Consider the following 16332-nt stretch of genomic DNA (forward strand, 5'->3'; position numbering starts at 1 on the left):
GGCCCGGGATACCTGGGATAACGCCGTCAGCGACGACGAAAGGCCGCGTATCCGGCCCAGATCGCCAACAGCACGAACCACACCAGGCTCCAGGTCGGCATCGACAGGCCGAGGAACGACCAGTCGACATTGGCGCACTCGCCCGAACCGGTCATCACCTTGCGGATCACGCCGGTGATCGGCATCGCTTCGAGCATGTAGTCCAGGCCCGGACCGCACGACGGCACCTGGTCCGGCGGCAGATGCTGCAGGCGGACGTGATTGCCGGCGACCGCGATGCCACCGAGTGCGGCCAGCAGGGCCGCGACACCGTAACCGCGTCGACCACCCGCGCCCTTGGGCGCGTGCAATGCACCGAGCAGGAACACCAGGCCCATCACGAAGAACGCGACGCGCTGGAAGATGCACAGCGGGCACGGTTCGAGACCGTCATGGAGCTGGAGGTAGAACGCGAAGCCCAACAGGCCGGCGCAGGCGAGGAATCCGAGCAGGAACTGGATGCGGAACGAGCCGCGCAGGATGGCATTGGTCATGCCGCCAAGCTTAACGGCGATGTGCATGCGCAGCCAGTCGGTTCGCCGCAGTCGATGCACCGTCGGTCGCAGCGCCAAAAAGCAAAAACCCCGGCACCGGGCCGGGGTTCTGCTCAAAACTTTGCGCGCGGGAATTACTCCGCAGCGGCTTCCGGACGGTCGACCAGCTCGACGTAGGCCATCGGCGCATTGTCGCCAGCGCGGAAACCGCACTTGAGGATGCGCAGGTAGCCGCCCGGACGGGACTGGTAACGCGGGCCCAGGGTGGTGAACAGCGTGCCCACGGCTTCCTTGTCGCGCAGGCGCGAGAAGGCAAGGCGGCGGTTGGCAACGCCATCAACCTTGGCCAGGGTGATGAGCGGCTCGGCAACGCGACGCAGCTCCTTGGCCTTGGGCAGGGTGGTGCGGATGAGGCCGTGCTTGATCAGCGAGGCCGCCATGTTGGTGAACATGGCATCGCGGTGTGCACTGGTGCGGCTGAACTTACGGCCGGCTTTCTGGTGGCGCATGGTCGTGATTCCTGATGAATGTTGAGTCGTTGAACTTCGCTGTCGCCATCCAGGCGCTGACACAGTGGACTGCGGGTGGCCCGAACCGACCCTCCGTGGCCGGCTTGCCGCGAGCCTTCAGGCTCGTCGGTGTCTTACTACTTGCAAGAACACAGGCCGCACCGGGAGGTGCGGCCTGTTCTGGAACCGAGCGTTACGCTCAGCCCATCATGCCGTGCTGGGCGATGCCAGCGGGCGGCCAGTTTTCCAGCTTCATGCCGAGCGAAAGACCGCGCTGGGCGAGGACTTCCTTGATCTCGGTAAGCGACTTCTTGCCGAGGTTCGGCGTCTTGAGCAGCTCCACTTCGGTCTTCTGGATCAGATCGCCGACGTAGTAGATGCTCTCGGCCTTGAGGCAGTTGGCCGAACGCACGGTGAGCTCGAGGTCGTCGATCGGACGCAGCAGGATCGGGTCGATGCCGCTGGTGGCCGGCTTCGCCGCACCGCGATCGCGATGGGTGAAGTCGCCGAACACCGACAGCTGGTCGGTGAGGATGTCGGCCGCAGTGCGGACGGCTTCCTCTGCGTCGATCGTGCCGTTGGTCTCGATGTCGAGAACCAGCTTGTCCAAGTCGGTGCGCTGCTCCACGCGGGCCGCTTCAACGGCATACGCGACGCGGCGGACCGGCGAGAAGCTGGCGTCCAGCATCAGGCGACCAATGGCGCGGGTTTCCTCGTCCGGGCGACGACGAGCGGCGGCCGGCTGGTAGCCGAAACCACGCTCGATCTTCAGACGCATGTTGAGCGCGGTGTCCTTGGTCAGGTGCGCGATCACATGCTCGGTGTTGAGGATCTCGACGTTATGGTCGGTCTTGATGTCACCGGCGGTGACGATGCCGGGGCCCTGCTTGGCGAGCGACAGGGTCGCCGACTCGCCGGTGTGCATGCGGATGGCGACGTCCTTGAGGTTCAGCAGAACCTCGAGGACATCCTCCTGCAGGCCTTCGACCGTGGTGTACTCGTGCAGCACGCCATCGATCTCGACTTCCGTGATTGCGAAGCCCGGGATCGACGACAGCAGCACGCGGCGCAGCGCATTGCCGAGGGTGTGGCCATAGCCACGCTCCAGCGGCTCGATCACGACCTTGGCACGGTTGCCCGTAAGGCGTTCGATCTGGGGGCCGCGCGGGCGCAGCACCTGGTTTGCGGTAACCGTCATGTTGTGGCGTCTCCTGGATTACTTCGAGTACAGCTCGACGATCAGCGCTTCATTGATGTCTTGCGGCAGGTCAGCACGATCCGGAACAGCCTTGAACACACCAGCGAACTTCTTGCTGTCGACTTCAACCCACGACGGCGAGAGGTCCATCTGCTGCGCCACGGTCAGGGATTCCTGCACGCGGAGCTGCTTCTGGGCGCGTTCGGCCAGCGCGATCGCGTCGCCAGCCTTGACCTGGTACGAAGGCAGGTTGACCGACTTGCCGTTGACCGTGACGCCGCGGTGCGAAACCAGCTGGCGGGCGGCCGGACGCGTCACCGCGAAACCCATGCGGTAGACGACGTTGTCAAGGCGGGTCTCGAGGAGCTGCAGCAGGTTTTCACCCGTGTTGCCCTTCTTGGTCGAGGCCTTCTTGTAGTAGTTGCGGAACTGACGCTCCAGCAGACCGTAGATACGCTTGACCTTCTGCTTCTCGCGAAGCTGGGTGGCGTAATCGGACAGCTTGCCCTTGCGGGCGGTCGGGCCATGCTGGCCGGGCTTCTGCTCGAGCTTGCACTTGGAATCAAGTGCGCGAGCGGACGACTTCAAGCCGAGGTCGGCGCCTTCGCGACGAGCGAGCTTACAGGTGGGACCAATATAACGAGCCATTTTTCTTCAGCTCCTCAGACGCGACGCTTCTTCGGCGGACGGCACCCGTTGTGCGGGATAGGCGTCACGTCGATGATGTTCATGATCTTGTAACCGACGTTGTTCAGCGAACGAACGGCGGACTCACGGCCCGGACCCGGACCCTTGATGCGCACTTCCAGCGACTTCACGCCGTAGTCGAGCGCAGCACGGCCTGCCTTTTCGGCAGCCACCTGGGCGGCGAACGGGGTCGACTTGCGGGAACCGCGGAAACCCGCGCCGCCCGAGGTCGCCCACGAGAGCGCGTTGCCCTGGCGGTCGGTGATCGTGATGATGGTGTTGTTGAAAGAAGCGTGGACGTGAGCGATGCCGTCGGTGACGACGCGCTTGATCTTCTTCTTGGTTTTGGCAGCAGCCGGCTTAGCCATGGTCTGTGTCCCTTACTTCCTGATGGCCTTGCGCGGGCCCTTGCGGGTACGTGCATTGGTCCGGGTGCGCTGGCCGCGAAGCGGCAGGCCGCGACGGTGACGCAGGCCGCGGAAGCAGCCCAGGTCCATCAGACGCTTGATGGCGATGCCGATTTCGCGACGCAGGTCGCCCTCGACAACGTACTTGCCGACTTCGGCGCGCAGGCGCTCGACTTCCGGCTCGGAAAGGTCACGGATCTTGGTGGTGGCGGTGACGCCAGCCGAGACACAGACCTTCTTGGAACGGGTACGGCCAATGCCGTAAATGCTCTGGAGCCCAACCCAGACATGCTTCTGGGCAGGCAGATTGACGCCCGCAATACGCGCCATAACGCGATCTCCAACTGATTGGCGGCCAGGACGGATTAATCCCGGCGGAGTGAACTGGAAAGTATACTAAGGTCTCGGGTTAATAGGAAGCCCTACCGCGCCCGAAGGCGCAGCAAAGCCCGGCATGGGGAGTGTGCCCATGCTCCGGCGACGAATCTGGACTGGCTGGGACAAGGCGGTGAACTGCCCTGCCCCGGCCCCGCGCGCTACTCTGGCGCGCGGAACGGTCCGGATTCACCCGCGCGCGAGACCGCCGCGCGAGCCGCCCTTCAAGTTCGCCTTCTTCAGCAGGCTCTCGTACTGATGGGACATCAGATGAGCCTGGATCTGGGCGATGAAATCCATGACAACCACGACCACGATCAGCAGCGAGGTGCCGCCGAAGTAGAACGAGGTGCCCAGTTCGGTACGCATGACCTCCGGGAGGAGGCACACGAGGACCAGGTAGATCGCGCCGGCCGCCGTCAGGCGGGTCAGCACACCATCAATATAGTCGGCGGTCGACTTGCCCGGACGGATGCCCGGGATCAGCGCGCCCGACTTCTTGAGATTATCGGCCGTTTCCTGCGAGTTGAACACCAGTGCGGTGTAGAAGAACGCAAAGCCGACGATCAGACCCGCATACAGGATCATGTGCAGCGGCTCGCCCGGGTTCAGCCACTGGCTGACGCGGTGCAGGGTCGAACCGGAGTTGCCCTGGCTGAACCAGTTCGCCGCCGTCGCCGGGAACATCACGATGCTCGAGGCGAAGATGGCCGGGATCACGCCCGACATGTTCAGCTTCAGGGGCAGGAACGAGGACTGGTTCTGGTAGGCGCTGCGACCGCCGCTACGACGGGCGTAGTTGACCGTGATCCGGCGCTGGCCCCGCTCGACGAACACCACGAAGTAGGTGAAGCCCACCACGATGGCGACGACCGCGATTGCGACCAGGGCGCTCATGTCGCCGTTGCGGATCTGCTCGAACATGCCGATGACGGCGGCGGGCAGGCCCGCGACGATGCCCGAGAAGATGATCAGCGAGACGCCGTTGCCGATACCCCGCTCCGTGACCTGCTCGCCCAGCCACATCAGGAACATGGTGCCCGCGGTCAACGCGATCACCGCGGTCAGGATGAAGCCCGGACCCGGGTTGTAGACCACCGCGATGCCCTGGCTGGCGCCGCCGGCCTGGAGGGCCGTGGCGATGCCCCAGGCCTGGAACACGGCCAGCGGGATCGCACCCATGCGCGACCACTGGTTGATCTTGCGACGGCCCGACTCGCCTTCCTTCTGGATGGCCTTCAGGCTCGGCACGATCTGCACCAGCAGCTGCACGATGATCGATGCCGAGATGTACGGCATGACATTGAGTGCGAACAGGCTGAAGCGATGCAGGGCACCACCGGAGAACATGTTGAACATGTCCACGATCGTGCCCTTCTGGGTCTCCATCAACTGGAGCATCGCCTCCGGATTGACGCCCGGCACCGGGATGTAGCAACCGATGCGGTAGACAATCAGGGCACCGACGACGAACAGCAGGCGCTGACGGAGCTCGGTGAACTTCCCGAGCCCGCCACCGATACCGGCAACTGCATTGCTACCGCTGCGCGCCATCTAGTCCTTACTCCCCGACCTTGCCGCCGGCCGCTTCGATAGCGGCCTTGGCGCCGGCCGTAGCGGCCACGCCCTTGAGTACGAACTTCTTGCTGATCTCGCCCTTCTTGACGATCCGGGCCTGCTTGGCGTTGCTGTGCACCAGCTTGGCGGCCTTGAGCGCAGCGAAGTCGATCTCGCCGGCTTCCAGCTTGTCCAGCTGGTACAGCATCACTTCAGCGGTGTCCTTGAGCAGCTTCGAACGGAAGCCGATCTTGGGCAGGCGACGCTGCATGGGCATCTGGCCGCCTTCGAAGCCAGCCTTGATCTTGCCCTTGCCGGAGCGGGCGAACGAGCCCTTGTGGCCGCGGCCGCAGGTCTTGCCCAGGCCCGAACCGATACCACGGCCGACACGGGTGCGCTCCTGACGGGCGCCTTCAGCGGGTTGCAGAGTGTTGAGACGCATGTCGATTACTCCTCGACTTTGACGAGGTAGTGGAGCTGATTGATCAGGCCGCGAACCTGCGGGCTGTCCTTCAGTACACGCACATCGTTGAGCTTGTTCAGGCCCAGCGCACGCACCGACAGGCGGTGACGCGACTGGGTACCACGCAGACCCTTGACCAGGCGCACCTTGACGGTGCCGCCGGTGGTGGCTTCAGTCTTAGCCATGGTTCAGTTCCTCCACCTTCTTGCCACGCTTGGCGGCAATCTTCGCCGGCGAGTGCATGTCGCCCAGGCCCTTGAGCGTGGCGCGAACGAGGTTGATGGGGTTGCGCGAACCGACGGCCTTGGCCAGCACGTTCTTCACGCCAACCGCTTCCAGGACAGCGCGCATCGCGCCGCCGGCGATCACGCCGGTACCTTCGGAAGCCGGCTGCATGAACACGCGGGCTGCGCCGTGGCCGGCCTTGACCGAGTGCCACAGGGTGCCGTTGTTCAGGTCGACGTTGTTCATGCTCTTGCGGGCATATTCCATCGACTTCTGGATGGCGACCGGCACTTCGCGTGCCTTGCCGTAACCGAAACCGACCTTGCCGTTGCCGTCGCCCACCACCGTCAGTGCGGTGAAGGTGAACTGGCGACCGCCCTTGACGGTCTTGCTGACGCGGTTGACCGCGATCAGCTTCTCGATCATGCCATCGTCGATCTCTTCGCGGTTGCGGTCGCGATCACGACCCCGCGGTGCACGTTGTTCTTCTGCCATTTCGAATACTCGTTAGTTGAAAGGATTTGCGGCGTGGCCGCTTATGGTTGTGATTTACCGCGGGTGTTTCGCCAGCCCGGGAACCCGAAGCCGCGCCCGACACAGACCCGTGTCGGCGGGGAAAGTTCTGGGTGGGGCCGAGGCCCCACCCATTCAAGCTTAGAACTGCAGGCCGCCCTCGCGAGCGGCATCGGCCAGCGCCTTGATGCGACCGTGGTAGCGGTAGCCCGAGCGGTCGAATGCGACCTTCTCGATACCCGCAGCCTTGGCCTTCTCGGCGATCGCGCGACCAACCTTGATGGCAGCGTCGGAGTTCTTGCCGTTCTTCAGGCCTTCCTTGACGTCGGCCTGGACGGTCGAAGCCGAAGCCAGGACCTTGGAACCGTCGGCGGTGAAGACCTGGGCGTACAGGTGCTGACCGGTGCGCAGCACCGTCAGGCGCGGCACGCCGAGTTCGCGGATGTGCGAACGGGTGGACTTGGCGCGGCGCAGGCGAGCAATGTTCTTGTTCATTTCTATGTCTCCGAAAGCTGAAGGACCGATTAGGCCTTCTTGGCTTCCTTGCGGATGATGACTTCGCCGGCGTACTTCACGCCCTTGCCCTTGTACGGCTCCGGCGGACGGAAGCCGCGGATCTTGGCCGCAACTTCACCGACGCGCTGCTTGTCCGCGCCCTGGACCAGGATCTCGGTCTGGGTCGGGGTGGCGATGGTGATGCCTTCCGGGGCCTGGAACAGGACCGGGTGGGAGAAACCGAGCGACAGGCTCAGGTCCTTGCCCTGCATGGCGGCACGGTAACCGACGCCGACCAGCTCGAGCTTGCGCTCGAAGCCTTCCGACACGCCCTTCACCAGGTTGGCGAGGATGGCGCGCAGGGTACCGGTCAGCGGGATCAGCGCGGCGTCTTCGGTCGAGAACACGGCGTGGCCGTCTTCAACCTTGACTGCGATGGCGGCGGGCTTGGCGACCGACAGGGTGCCCTTCGGGCCCTTGGCGCTGATCGACTCAGCCTGGATGTTCAGCTCGACGCCCTTCGGGAGGGCAACCGGCTTCTTGGCAACTCGGGACATGTCTATTCCTCCCTTAAGCCACGAAGCACAGGACTTCACCGCCGACGCCCTGCTGGCGCGCCTGCGCATCGGTCATGATGCCCTTCGAGGTGGAGATGATGGCGATGCCGAGGCCGCCCAGGACCTTGGGCAGCTCGGACTTGCCGCGGTACTGGCGCAGGCCCGAACGGGAGAAGCGCTCAAGGCGCTCGATCACCGGCTTGCCTTCGTAGTACTTCAGCGAGATTTCGAGTTCGGACTTGCCGGCGCTGACCGGGGTCACGCGCGAATCAAGAATGTAGCCTTCGTCCTTGAGGACCTTGGCGATCGCGATCTTGATGTTGGACGACGGCATCTTCACCGTCTGCTTGCGAACAGCGGCCGCATTCTTGATGCGGACCAGCATGTCGGCGATGGGATCAGTCATGCTCATGATTAATTACCTATGAGTAGCACCGATATCCGCGGGATTGCGAATTCAGTTGTATGCCCGTGAGGGCGGCGGAACATTCAGCAAATACGGGCCGAAATGGGGTAAACCCACAAACGACCGGCACCCCGCCCTTCCGGCCGGAGTGCCTTGGAACGAGCGAGCCGGCAAGTCTAGCAGACTTGCCGGCGCGTTTTGTTACCAGCTGGCCTTGCGCAGACCCGGAACGTCGCCGTTCATGGTCGCCTTGCGCAGCATGTTGCGGCCGAGGCCGAACTTGCGGTAGACGCCACGCGGACGGCCCGAGAGCACGCAACGGGTGCGCTGGCGGCTCGGCGAGGAGTCACGCGGCAGCTTCTGCAGCTTGACCACTGCATCCATCTTGTCCTCGTACGAGGCAGTCTGGCTGGAGATGATCTTCTTCAGTGCTTCGCGCTTGCTGCCGTGCTGCTTGGCAAGCTTGGCCCGCTTGATCTCGCGGTTGACCATGGAGGTCTTAGCCATTGTGTCAGTCCTATTGGATCAGTTGCGGAACGGGAAGCGGAACGCTTCCAGCAGTGCCTTGGCTTCGGCGTCGGTCTTCGCGGTCGTGGTGATCGCGATGTCCATGCCGCGCAGGGCGTCGACCTGGTCGAAGTCGATTTCCGGGAAGATGATCTGTTCCTTCACGCCCATGTTGTAGTTGCCACGGCCGTCGAACGAACGACCGGACACGCCGCGGAAGTCACGCACGCGGGGCAGCGAGATGTTGATCAGGCGGTCCAGGAACTCGAACATCTGGGCGCGGCGCAGCGTCACCTTGCAACCGATCGGCCAACCATCGCGGATCTTGAACGAAGCCACCGACACGCGGGACTTGGTCACGATCGGCTTCTGGCCAGCGATCTTGGTCAGGTCGGCAACGGCGTTTTCCAGGATCTTCTTGTTGGTCGCGGCTTCGCCGACGCCCATGTTGATCGTGATCTTGGAAAGGCGCGGCACTTCCATCGGGTTCTTGTAACCGAACTTCTTGGTCAGCGACGGGACGACTTCGTCCTTGTAGAACTTTTCAAGCCGGGTGGTCATATCAGCATTCCTTAGGCGTCAACCGCCTCACCGCTGGAGCGGAACACACGCAGTTTGCGTCCATCCTCCAGCACCTTGAAACCGATGCGCTCGCCCTTGCCAGTGGCAGGGTTGAAAAGCATCACGTTGGAAATGTGGATCGGCGCTTCGCGCTCGACCACGCCGCCAGGCTGTCCAGCCTGCGGGTTCGGCTTGGTGTGGCGCTTGACGATGTTGATGTTCGACACGACGACCTTCTCGCCGAGTACGCGCACAACGTCGCCCTTCTTGCCCTTGTCCTTGCCGGCGGTGACGATCACCTGATCGCCCTTGCGGATACGGTTCATATAAATTCCTCCGCTCAGAGCACTTCAGGAGCGAGCGAGACGATCTTCATGAACTTCTCGGTACGCAGCTCACGGGTCACAGGCCCGAAGATGCGGGTACCGATCGGTTCCTGCTTGTTGTTCAGGAGCACGGCGGCATTGCCGTCGAAGCGGATCAGCGAACCGTCCGGGCGACGAACGCCCTTGCGGGTGCGGACCACGACGGCGTCATAGACGTCGCCCTTCTTGACCTTGCCACGCGGGATCGCGTCCTTCACGGTGACCTTGATGATGTCGCCGATGCCGGCGTAACGGCGCTTGGAGCCGCCGAGCACCTTAATGCACATCACTTCCTTGGCACCGGAATTGTCGGCGACGTCGAGGTAGCTTTGCATCTGGATCATGGTTCAGCCTCCTCTTATTCGGCCGCGCGGCTGACGATTTCAACCACGCTCCAGTTCTTGGTCTTGGACATCGGAGCAATCTCCTTCACTCGCACGATATCGCCTTCCTTGCAGGCGTTATCGGCGTCATGGGCGTGGAGCTTGGTCGAGCGACGGATGTACTTGCCGTACAGCGCGTGCTTGACCTGGCGCTCGACGAGCACGGTGACGGTCTTGTCCATCTTGTTGCTGACGACCCGGCCTTCAACCGTGCGCAGCGCCTTGTCTGTATTGTTGTCGGTCATTGCAGGGTCCTTACTTCTTCTCGCCGAGCAGCATGTTGACGCGAGCGATCTCGCGGCGCACACGGCGTGCATCGTGGGTCTTGGCGAGCTGGCCAGTGGCCTTCTGCATGCGGAGGGCGAAGCCCTCCTTGTGCAGCTCGACCAGGTGGGCCTTCAGTTCGTCGGCCGACTTCTCGCGAAGTTGCTTGAGTTCCATTAGCGCACCGTCCGGGTAACGAAAGTGGTGGTCACCGAGAGCTTGGCGGCGGCCAGACGGAACGCTTCACGCGCCACGTCTTCTGCAACACCTTCGATCTCGTAAATCATGCGACCAGGCTGGATCTGTGCGACCCAGTACTCGACGTTGCCCTTACCGGAGCCCATTCGGACTTCGATCGGCTTCTTGGTGATCGGCTTGTCGGGGAACACGCGGATCCACATCTTGCCGCCACGCTTGACGTAACGGCTGATGGAACGACGTGCTGCCTCGATCTGGCGCGCGGTCAGCTGACCGTGCGCCGTAGCCTTAAGGCCGTATTCGCCGAAGCTGACGGCATTGCCGTTCCAGCTCAGGCCCTCATTGCGGCCCTTGTGTACCTTGCGGTACTTGGTTCGCTTGGGTTGCAACATGGCGGATTACCTCTGTTCGCGGGCCGAACGGCCCGGACGGTCGCTGCGATCACCGCGGTCACCACGGTCACCGCGATCGCTGCGCGGCGAATCGTCCTGCTTTTCCTGGCCGACCTGGGAGAAATCGAAGATCTCGCCCTTGTAGACCCATACCTTGATGCCGATGATGCCGTAGGTCGTCTTGGCTTCAGCGAAGCCATAGTCGATGTCGGCACGCAGCGTGTGAAGCGGAACGCGACCTTCGCGGTACCACTCCGAACGCGCGATCTCGGCGCCATTCAGACGGCCGGCGACGTTGACCTTGATGCCGAGGGCACCCAGGCGCATCGCGTTGCCGACAGCGCGCTTCATCGCGCGGCGGAACATGATGCGGCGCTCCAGCTGCTGGGCGATCGACTCGGCGACCAGCTGCGCGTCGAGTTCCGGCTTGCGGACCTCGGTCACGTTGATGTGCGCCGGAACGCCCATCACCGTGCTCACTTCCTTGCGCAGCTTTTCGATATCCTCACCACGCTTGCCGATCACCACGCCCGGACGGGCGGTGTGGATCGTCACGCGGGCGTTGTTCGCCGGACGCTCGATGAAGATCTTGGAGATGCCGGCCTGAGCCAGCTTCTTGCGCAGCAGGTCGCGGACCTTGAGGTCCGCCGCCAGGAACTCGGCGTACTGCTTCTTGTTGGCAAACCACTTGGAATTCCAATCCTTGGAGATGCCAAGGCGGATGCCAGTCGGATGTACTTTATGACCCATTGTCTGACTCCGCCTTACTTGCCCGCGCCAACAACCACAGTGATGTGGCTGGTGCGCTTGAGGATGCGGGTGCCGCGGCCCTTTGCACGCGCCATGAAGCGCTTCAGTGCGGGACCTTCGTCAACCATGATGGTCTTGACCTTGAGCTCGTCGATGTCGGCGCCCTGGTTGTTCTCGGCATTGGCGATGGCGGACTCGACGACCTTGCGGATCATCTGGGCAGCCTTCTTGTCCGAGAACTTCAGCAGGTTGATGGCGCGTTCGGCCGAGAGACCACGAACCTGGTCAGCGACCAGACGGGCCTTCTGCGGGGAGATGCGCGCGGTGCGCAGGATGGCTTTCGCTTCCATGGTCATCTCCTTACTTGCCCGACTTCTTGTCGCCGCCGTGACCCTTGAAGGTACGGGTCAGGGCGAACTCGCCAAGCTTGTGGCCAACCATGTTCTCGTTGACGAGCACCGGAATATGGTTCTTGCCGTTGTGCACGGCGATGGTGAAACCCACCATCTCCGGCAGGATCATCGAACGACGCGACCAGGTCTTGATCGGCTTCTTGTTGTTACCCGCGGTCTCGACCTTCTTGATCAGATGGTGGTCGACGAACGGGCCTTTCTTCAGTGAACGTGCCATGGCCGATTAGCTCCTGCGATCGCGCACGATGAACTGCTGGGTGCGCTTGTTCTTGCGGGTCTTGTAACCCTTGGTCGGAACACCCCACGGGGTGACCGGGTGCGGGTTGCCCTGACCAGCCTTGGCCTCACCACCGCCGTGCGGATGGTCGACCGGGTTCATGGCCGCACCGCGAACGGTCGGACGGACGCCGCGCCAGCGCTTGGCGCCAGCCTTGCCCAGCTTCTCGAGGTTGTGCTCGTCGTTGCCGACTTCGCCGATGGTGGCGCGGCACTCGGCCGGCACCTTGCGCATTTCGCCGGAGCGAAGACGCAGCGTGGCGTAGCCCTGCTCGCGAGCGATCAGCTGCACGCCAGCGCCTGCGGCGCGGGCCAGCTGGGCGCCCTTGCCCGGCTTCATCTCGATGCAATGCACGGTGGAACCGACCGGGATGTTGGTCAGCGGCAGCGTGTTGCCGACCTTGATCGGGGCGTCACGGCCCGCGATCACCTGGTCACCGTCCTTCAGGCCCTTGGGGGCGATGATGTAACGGCGCTCACCGTCGACGTAGCACAGCAGCGCGATGTGAGCGGTGCGGTTCGGGTCGTATTCGATGCGCTCGACACGCGCCGGAATGCCTTCCTTGTCGCGCTTGAAGTCGATGATGCGGTAATGCTGCTTGTGACCACCGCCGACGTGGCGGGTGGTGATCCGGCCGTGGTGGTTACGACCGCCGGTCTTGCCCTGCTTCTCGACGAGCGCCGCGTGCGGCGCGCCCTTGTGCAGGCCCGGGGTCACCACGCGAACCGCGCTGCGGCGGCCGGGGGAGGTGGGCTTGAAAGTCATCAATGCCATGGGTCTTTCCTCAGGCCTTGGCCATCACGTCGATCGACTGGCCTTCGGCCAGCGTCACGTACGCCTTGCGCCAGTCGCCGCGGCTGCCAGAGCGGAACTTGAAGGACTTGTTCTTGCCCTTCACGTTGACCACGTTGACTGCCTCGACCTTGACTTCGAACAGCTTTTCCACGGCGACCTTGATGTCGGCCTTGGTAGCGTCCGTCGCGACTTCGAAGACGTATTGGTTGGAAACTTCCTGCAGACGTGCGGTCTTTTCGGACACGCGCGGCGCACGGATGATGTTGTAGAGCTTGGCCTCGTTCATGCCAGCCACTCCTCGATCTTCTTGACGGCGTCAGCGGTGACCACGACCGAATCGGCGCCGACGAGGCTGACCGGATCCAGGCCCTGGACGTCACGCACTTCGACGTACGGCAGGTTGCGAGCCGAGAGATACAGGTTCTCGGAAGCGTCCTCGGTGACGATCAGCGGACGACGACCGACTTCCAGGCCCTTGAGCTTGGCGATCAGGCCCTGCGTCTTCGGCGCGTCGAGGTCGAACGACTCGACGACCATGATGCGGCCCTGGCGATTGAGCTCGGACAGGATCGCGGCCATCGCGGCGCGGTACATCTTGCGGTTGACCTTCTGCGCGAAGCTGCGCGGCTTGGCCGCGAAGGTCACGCCGCCGCCGACGAAGATCGGAGCCGTCAGCGCGCCATGACGCGCACCGCCGCCCTTCTGCTTCTTCGACTTCTTGGTGGTGCCGTTGACTTCCGAACGGGTCTTCTGCGCCTTGGTACCGGCACGACCGGCATTGCGGTAGGCAACGACCACCTGGTGGACCAGGTCTTCGCTGAATTCGCGGCCGAAGATCGCGTCGGAGACCGACAGCGTCTTGGTGCTGTTATTGATGGCGAGTTCCATCGTCATCTCTCCTTATGCCTTGCTCGAGGGACGCACGATGACGTCGCCGCCCGGCGCGCCCGGCACCGCACCCTTGATCGCGATCAGGCCACGCTCTGCGTCGACCTTGACCACTTCCAGGCGCTGCGTGCTCTGGGTAACCGCGCCCATGTGGCCGGCCATCTTCTTGCCCGGGAACACACGGCCCGGCGTCTGGCGCTGGCCGATGGAGCCCGGCGAGCGGTGCGACAGCGAGTTACCGTGCGTCGCGTCGCCCATGGTGAAGTTCCAGCGCTTGATCGTGCCCTGGAAGCCCTTGCCCTTGGTGACGCCCTGGACATCGACCAGCTGGCCGGCTTCGAAGATGTCGGCCTTGATCTCGCCGCCGATTTCGAAACCGTTGATCTGGTCGTCTTCAACACGCAGTTCCCACAGGCCACGACCGGCTTCAACCTTCGCCTTGGCGAGGTGACCGGCTTCGGGCTTGTTGATGAGCGCAGCGCGGCGCACACCGACAGTCACCTGCACGGCGCTGTAGCCGTCGGTTTCCTGGGTCTTGATCTGGGTGATCCGGTTCGGGGTGGCCTCGATGAGGGTCACGGGAACCGACTTGCCGTCTTCAGTGAAGAAGCGGCTCATGCCGGCCTTGCGACCGACGATGCCCAACGAATATTTCTTCGCGGTCATGGTGGTGGCCTCAGGTCAGCTTGATCTGCACGTCAACGCCAGCCGCGAGCTCGAGCTTCATCAGCGCGTCCACGGTCTTGTCGTTGGGGTCAACGATGTCCAGCACGCGCTTGTGCGTGCGGGTCTCGTACTGGTCACGCGCATCCTTGTCGGCATGCGGCGAAACGAGGATGGTGTAACGCTCGATCTTGGTCGGCAGCGGGATCGGGCCGCGCACTTGCGCGCCGGTCCGCTTGGCCGTCTCGACGATCTCGCTGGCCGAGCGGTCGATCAGGCGATGATCGTACGCTTTGAGCCGGATTCGGATCTTTTGGTCCGCCATGACGGAATTCCTTACGTTAAAAGAGCGACGGGCCGGCTTCTGGGTGTGCCGAACCCCTGGAATACGCAAACACCCCGGAGCTGCACCCTCGCTCCGGAGCTTCCCTGCCTCAAAAAACAAGGCAGACCGGTTTCCCGATCCGCCCAGACGGTGGAGTAGAACGCACGAAGCGCCCCGTTTAGCGTTCCTTGGAAGCCCGAGGGCCCAGAACGTACGGAGCGTTGCCGTGCGACATGTCCATGTCTGGCGAATACGAGGCGCGTCCTGCACCTCATTTCGCTGGTTGCGGGGCCTTCTTGAAGGAAGGTCCGCAGTGGTCGTGCATTCTAACCGGATATCCACAGGTTGTGCAAGCACGAACCGGGAACCCGGGAGAAGGGGGCATTCAGCCCCCCCTCCCCTGCCGCTATGCCAGCCGGGGTATTACTTGATGATCTTCGCCACGACGCCGGCGCCGACGGTGCGGCCGCCTTCGCGGATTGCGAAGCGCAGGCCTTCGTCCATCGCGACCGGGTTGATCAGTGAGACGACCATCTTGATGTTGTCGCCCGGCATGACCATCTCGACGCCTTCCGGCAGCGTCACTGCGCCGGTGATGTCGGTCGTGCGGAAGTAGAACTGCGGACGGTAGCCCTTGAAGAACGGGGTGTGACGGCCGCCCTCGTCCTTCGACAGCACGTACACCTCGGCTTCGAACTCGGTGTGCGGGGTGATCGAACCCGGCTTGCACAGCACCTGGCCGCGCTCGACGTCGTCACGCTTGGTGCCGCGCAGCAGCAGACCGGCGTTGTCGCCTGCCTGACCCTGGTCGAGCAGCTTGCGGAACATCTCGACGCCGGTGACGGTCGTCTTCTGGGTCGGACGGATACCGACGATTTCGATTTCGTCGCCGACCTTGATGATGCCGCGCTCGATACGGCCGGTCACCACGGTGCCGCGGCCCGAGATCGAGAACACGTCTTCCACCGGCATCAGGAACGCCTTGTCGACGTCACGCTGCGGCTCCGGGATGAAGGTGTCGAGCGCGTCGACCAGCTTCAGGATCGCCGGCACGCCGATTTCCGACTGGTCGCCTTCCAGCGCCAGACGGGCCGAACCGTGGATGATCGGGGTGTCGTCGCCCGGGAAGTCGTACTTCGACAGCAGCTCACGGACTTCCATCTCGACCAGCTCGAGCAGCTCGGCGTCGTCGACCATGTCGGCCTTGTTCAGGAACACGACGATGTACGGCACGCCGACCTGGCGCGACAGCAGGATGTGCTCGCGCGTCTGCGGCATCGGGCCGTCAGCGGCCGAGCACACCAGGATCGCGCCGTCCATCTGCGCCGCACCCGTGATCATGTTCTTCACGTAGTCGGCGTGGCCCGGGCAGTCCACGTGTGCGTAGTGGCGGTTCGGGCTCTCGTACTCGACGTGTGCGGTCGAGATCGTGATGCCGCGAGCCTTCTCTTCCGGCGCCGCGTCGATCGCGTCGTACGCCTTGAACTCGCCACCGAAACGCTCCGCGCCCACCTTCGTCAGTGCCGCCGTCAGCGTCGTCTTGCCGTGGTCGACGTGACCGATCGTGCCCACGTTCACGTGCGGCTTGGTGCGCTCAAACTTACCCTTGGCCATGATTGTCTCTCT

29 protein-coding genes are annotated in these 16332 nt (G+C 63.4%); all 29 read right to left on the reverse strand.

The features are described from left to right. Window positions 1-26 precede the first annotated feature (26 nt). Window positions 27-560: a disulfide bond formation protein B gene (locus tag HIV01_RS08660; protein WP_245156957.1), complete on the reverse strand. Its 534-nt coding sequence runs from the start codon at window positions 558-560 to the stop codon at window positions 27-29. Window positions 561-667: 107 nt separating this feature from the next. Further along, the gene (gene rplQ / locus HIV01_RS08665) at window positions 668-1042 is read right to left on the reverse strand and encodes a 50S ribosomal protein L17 (RefSeq protein WP_200606488.1); all 375 of its coding nucleotides are present in this window, start codon (window positions 1040-1042) and stop codon (window positions 668-670) included. Between the two features lie 199 nt (window positions 1043-1241). Then, window positions 1242-2240 carry a DNA-directed RNA polymerase subunit alpha gene (locus HIV01_RS08670; protein ID WP_158733575.1) on the reverse strand — a complete coding sequence of 333 codons (999 nt, stop codon included), beginning with the start codon at window positions 2238-2240 and terminating at the stop codon, window positions 1242-1244. Window positions 2241-2258: 18 nt separating this feature from the next. Next, window positions 2259-2888, reverse strand: coding sequence for a 30S ribosomal protein S4 (gene rpsD / locus HIV01_RS08675; protein WP_200606492.1), 630 nt, complete (start codon window positions 2886-2888; stop codon window positions 2259-2261). A 14-nt stretch (window positions 2889-2902) separates the two neighbouring features. Further along, window positions 2903-3295, reverse strand: coding sequence for a 30S ribosomal protein S11 (rpsK, locus tag HIV01_RS08680; RefSeq protein WP_055902370.1), 393 nt, complete (start codon window positions 3293-3295; stop codon window positions 2903-2905). Between the two features lie 12 nt (window positions 3296-3307). Next, complete coding sequence (gene rpsM, locus HIV01_RS08685) at window positions 3308-3664, reverse strand: 30S ribosomal protein S13 (RefSeq protein WP_200606494.1); 357 nt, start codon at window positions 3662-3664, stop codon at window positions 3308-3310. A 234-nt stretch (window positions 3665-3898) separates the two neighbouring features. Further along, entirely contained in the window at window positions 3899-5263 is a 1365-nt protein-coding gene (gene secY / locus HIV01_RS08690; RefSeq protein WP_200606496.1) for a preprotein translocase subunit SecY, read from the reverse strand. 7 nt (window positions 5264-5270) lie between these two features. Beyond that, on the reverse strand, window positions 5271-5714 hold the full coding sequence (rplO, locus tag HIV01_RS08695; RefSeq protein WP_200608411.1) for a 50S ribosomal protein L15: 444 nt from the start codon (window positions 5712-5714) through the stop codon (window positions 5271-5273). Next, on the reverse strand, window positions 5714-5914 hold the full coding sequence (gene rpmD, locus HIV01_RS08700) for a 50S ribosomal protein L30 (RefSeq protein ID WP_200606497.1): 201 nt from the start codon (window positions 5912-5914) through the stop codon (window positions 5714-5716). The genes rplO and rpmD overlap by 1 nt, the downstream gene beginning before the upstream one ends. Continuing rightward, complete coding sequence (rpsE, locus tag HIV01_RS08705) at window positions 5907-6449, reverse strand: 30S ribosomal protein S5 (RefSeq protein ID WP_158733581.1); 543 nt, start codon at window positions 6447-6449, stop codon at window positions 5907-5909. The genes rpmD and rpsE overlap by 8 nt, the downstream gene beginning before the upstream one ends. Before the next feature lie 159 nt (window positions 6450-6608). Further along, complete coding sequence (gene rplR / locus HIV01_RS08710; protein ID WP_200608413.1) at window positions 6609-6968, reverse strand: 50S ribosomal protein L18; 360 nt, start codon at window positions 6966-6968, stop codon at window positions 6609-6611. Between the two features lie 23 nt (window positions 6969-6991). Continuing rightward, window positions 6992-7519 carry a 50S ribosomal protein L6 gene (gene rplF, locus HIV01_RS08715; protein WP_200606498.1) on the reverse strand — a complete coding sequence of 176 codons (528 nt, stop codon included), beginning with the start codon at window positions 7517-7519 and terminating at the stop codon, window positions 6992-6994. A 13-nt stretch (window positions 7520-7532) separates the two neighbouring features. Beyond that, complete coding sequence (gene rpsH / locus HIV01_RS08720) at window positions 7533-7931, reverse strand: 30S ribosomal protein S8 (protein WP_200606499.1); 399 nt, start codon at window positions 7929-7931, stop codon at window positions 7533-7535. Between the two features lie 195 nt (window positions 7932-8126). Further along, window positions 8127-8432 (reverse strand): 30S ribosomal protein S14, encoded by a 306-nt coding sequence (rpsN, locus tag HIV01_RS08725; protein ID WP_158733584.1) that lies wholly within the window; start codon window positions 8430-8432, stop codon window positions 8127-8129. 18 nt (window positions 8433-8450) lie between these two features. Then, entirely contained in the window at window positions 8451-8993 is a 543-nt protein-coding gene (gene rplE, locus HIV01_RS08730; protein ID WP_200606500.1) for a 50S ribosomal protein L5, read from the reverse strand. Window positions 8994-9004: 11 nt separating this feature from the next. Continuing rightward, a complete protein-coding gene (gene rplX / locus HIV01_RS08735) occupies window positions 9005-9319 on the reverse strand; it encodes a 50S ribosomal protein L24 (protein ID WP_158733586.1) in 315 nt (104 codons plus the stop codon). A gap of 14 nt (window positions 9320-9333) precedes the next feature. Further along, on the reverse strand, window positions 9334-9702 hold the full coding sequence (rplN, locus tag HIV01_RS08740; RefSeq protein ID WP_056136003.1) for a 50S ribosomal protein L14: 369 nt from the start codon (window positions 9700-9702) through the stop codon (window positions 9334-9336). 14 nt (window positions 9703-9716) lie between these two features. Further along, window positions 9717-9986 (reverse strand): 30S ribosomal protein S17, encoded by a 270-nt coding sequence (rpsQ, locus tag HIV01_RS08745; protein ID WP_158733587.1) that lies wholly within the window; start codon window positions 9984-9986, stop codon window positions 9717-9719. 10 nt (window positions 9987-9996) lie between these two features. Beyond that, window positions 9997-10182: a 50S ribosomal protein L29 gene (gene rpmC / locus HIV01_RS08750; RefSeq protein ID WP_057948548.1), complete on the reverse strand. Its 186-nt coding sequence runs from the start codon at window positions 10180-10182 to the stop codon at window positions 9997-9999. After that, window positions 10182-10595, reverse strand: coding sequence for a 50S ribosomal protein L16 (rplP, locus tag HIV01_RS08755; RefSeq protein ID WP_055902334.1), 414 nt, complete (start codon window positions 10593-10595; stop codon window positions 10182-10184). Before rplP ends, rpmC begins: the two co-directional genes overlap by 1 nt. Before the next feature lie 6 nt (window positions 10596-10601). Further along, window positions 10602-11345, reverse strand: coding sequence for a 30S ribosomal protein S3 (gene rpsC / locus HIV01_RS08760; RefSeq protein WP_200606501.1), 744 nt, complete (start codon window positions 11343-11345; stop codon window positions 10602-10604). Between the two features lie 14 nt (window positions 11346-11359). Beyond that, window positions 11360-11695, reverse strand: a complete 336-nt coding sequence (gene rplV, locus HIV01_RS08765; RefSeq protein ID WP_158733590.1) for a 50S ribosomal protein L22 — start codon at window positions 11693-11695, stop codon at window positions 11360-11362. Window positions 11696-11705: 10 nt separating this feature from the next. After that, entirely contained in the window at window positions 11706-11975 is a 270-nt protein-coding gene (gene rpsS, locus HIV01_RS08770; RefSeq protein ID WP_200606502.1) for a 30S ribosomal protein S19, read from the reverse strand. Window positions 11976-11981: 6 nt separating this feature from the next. After that, on the reverse strand, window positions 11982-12809 hold the full coding sequence (gene rplB, locus HIV01_RS08775; protein ID WP_200606503.1) for a 50S ribosomal protein L2: 828 nt from the start codon (window positions 12807-12809) through the stop codon (window positions 11982-11984). Window positions 12810-12819: 10 nt separating this feature from the next. Beyond that, the gene (gene rplW, locus HIV01_RS08780) at window positions 12820-13116 is read right to left on the reverse strand and encodes a 50S ribosomal protein L23 (protein ID WP_158733593.1); all 297 of its coding nucleotides are present in this window, start codon (window positions 13114-13116) and stop codon (window positions 12820-12822) included. After that, complete coding sequence (gene rplD, locus HIV01_RS08785) at window positions 13113-13718, reverse strand: 50S ribosomal protein L4 (RefSeq protein WP_200606504.1); 606 nt, start codon at window positions 13716-13718, stop codon at window positions 13113-13115. Before rplD ends, rplW begins: the two co-directional genes overlap by 4 nt. 12 nt (window positions 13719-13730) lie before the next feature. Continuing rightward, the gene (gene rplC / locus HIV01_RS08790) at window positions 13731-14384 is read right to left on the reverse strand and encodes a 50S ribosomal protein L3 (protein ID WP_200606506.1); all 654 of its coding nucleotides are present in this window, start codon (window positions 14382-14384) and stop codon (window positions 13731-13733) included. Between the two features lie 10 nt (window positions 14385-14394). Further along, a complete protein-coding gene (gene rpsJ / locus HIV01_RS08795; RefSeq protein WP_014161383.1) occupies window positions 14395-14706 on the reverse strand; it encodes a 30S ribosomal protein S10 in 312 nt (103 codons plus the stop codon). Window positions 14707-15129: 423 nt separating this feature from the next. Beyond that, complete coding sequence (gene tuf, locus HIV01_RS08800) at window positions 15130-16320, reverse strand: elongation factor Tu (protein WP_200606508.1); 1191 nt, start codon at window positions 16318-16320, stop codon at window positions 15130-15132. Window positions 16321-16332: the final 12 nt, after the last annotated feature.

This window comes from Lysobacter arenosi (genome assembly GCF_016613475.2).
Taxonomy (GTDB): domain Bacteria; phylum Pseudomonadota; class Gammaproteobacteria; order Xanthomonadales; family Xanthomonadaceae; genus Lysobacter_J; species Lysobacter_J arenosi.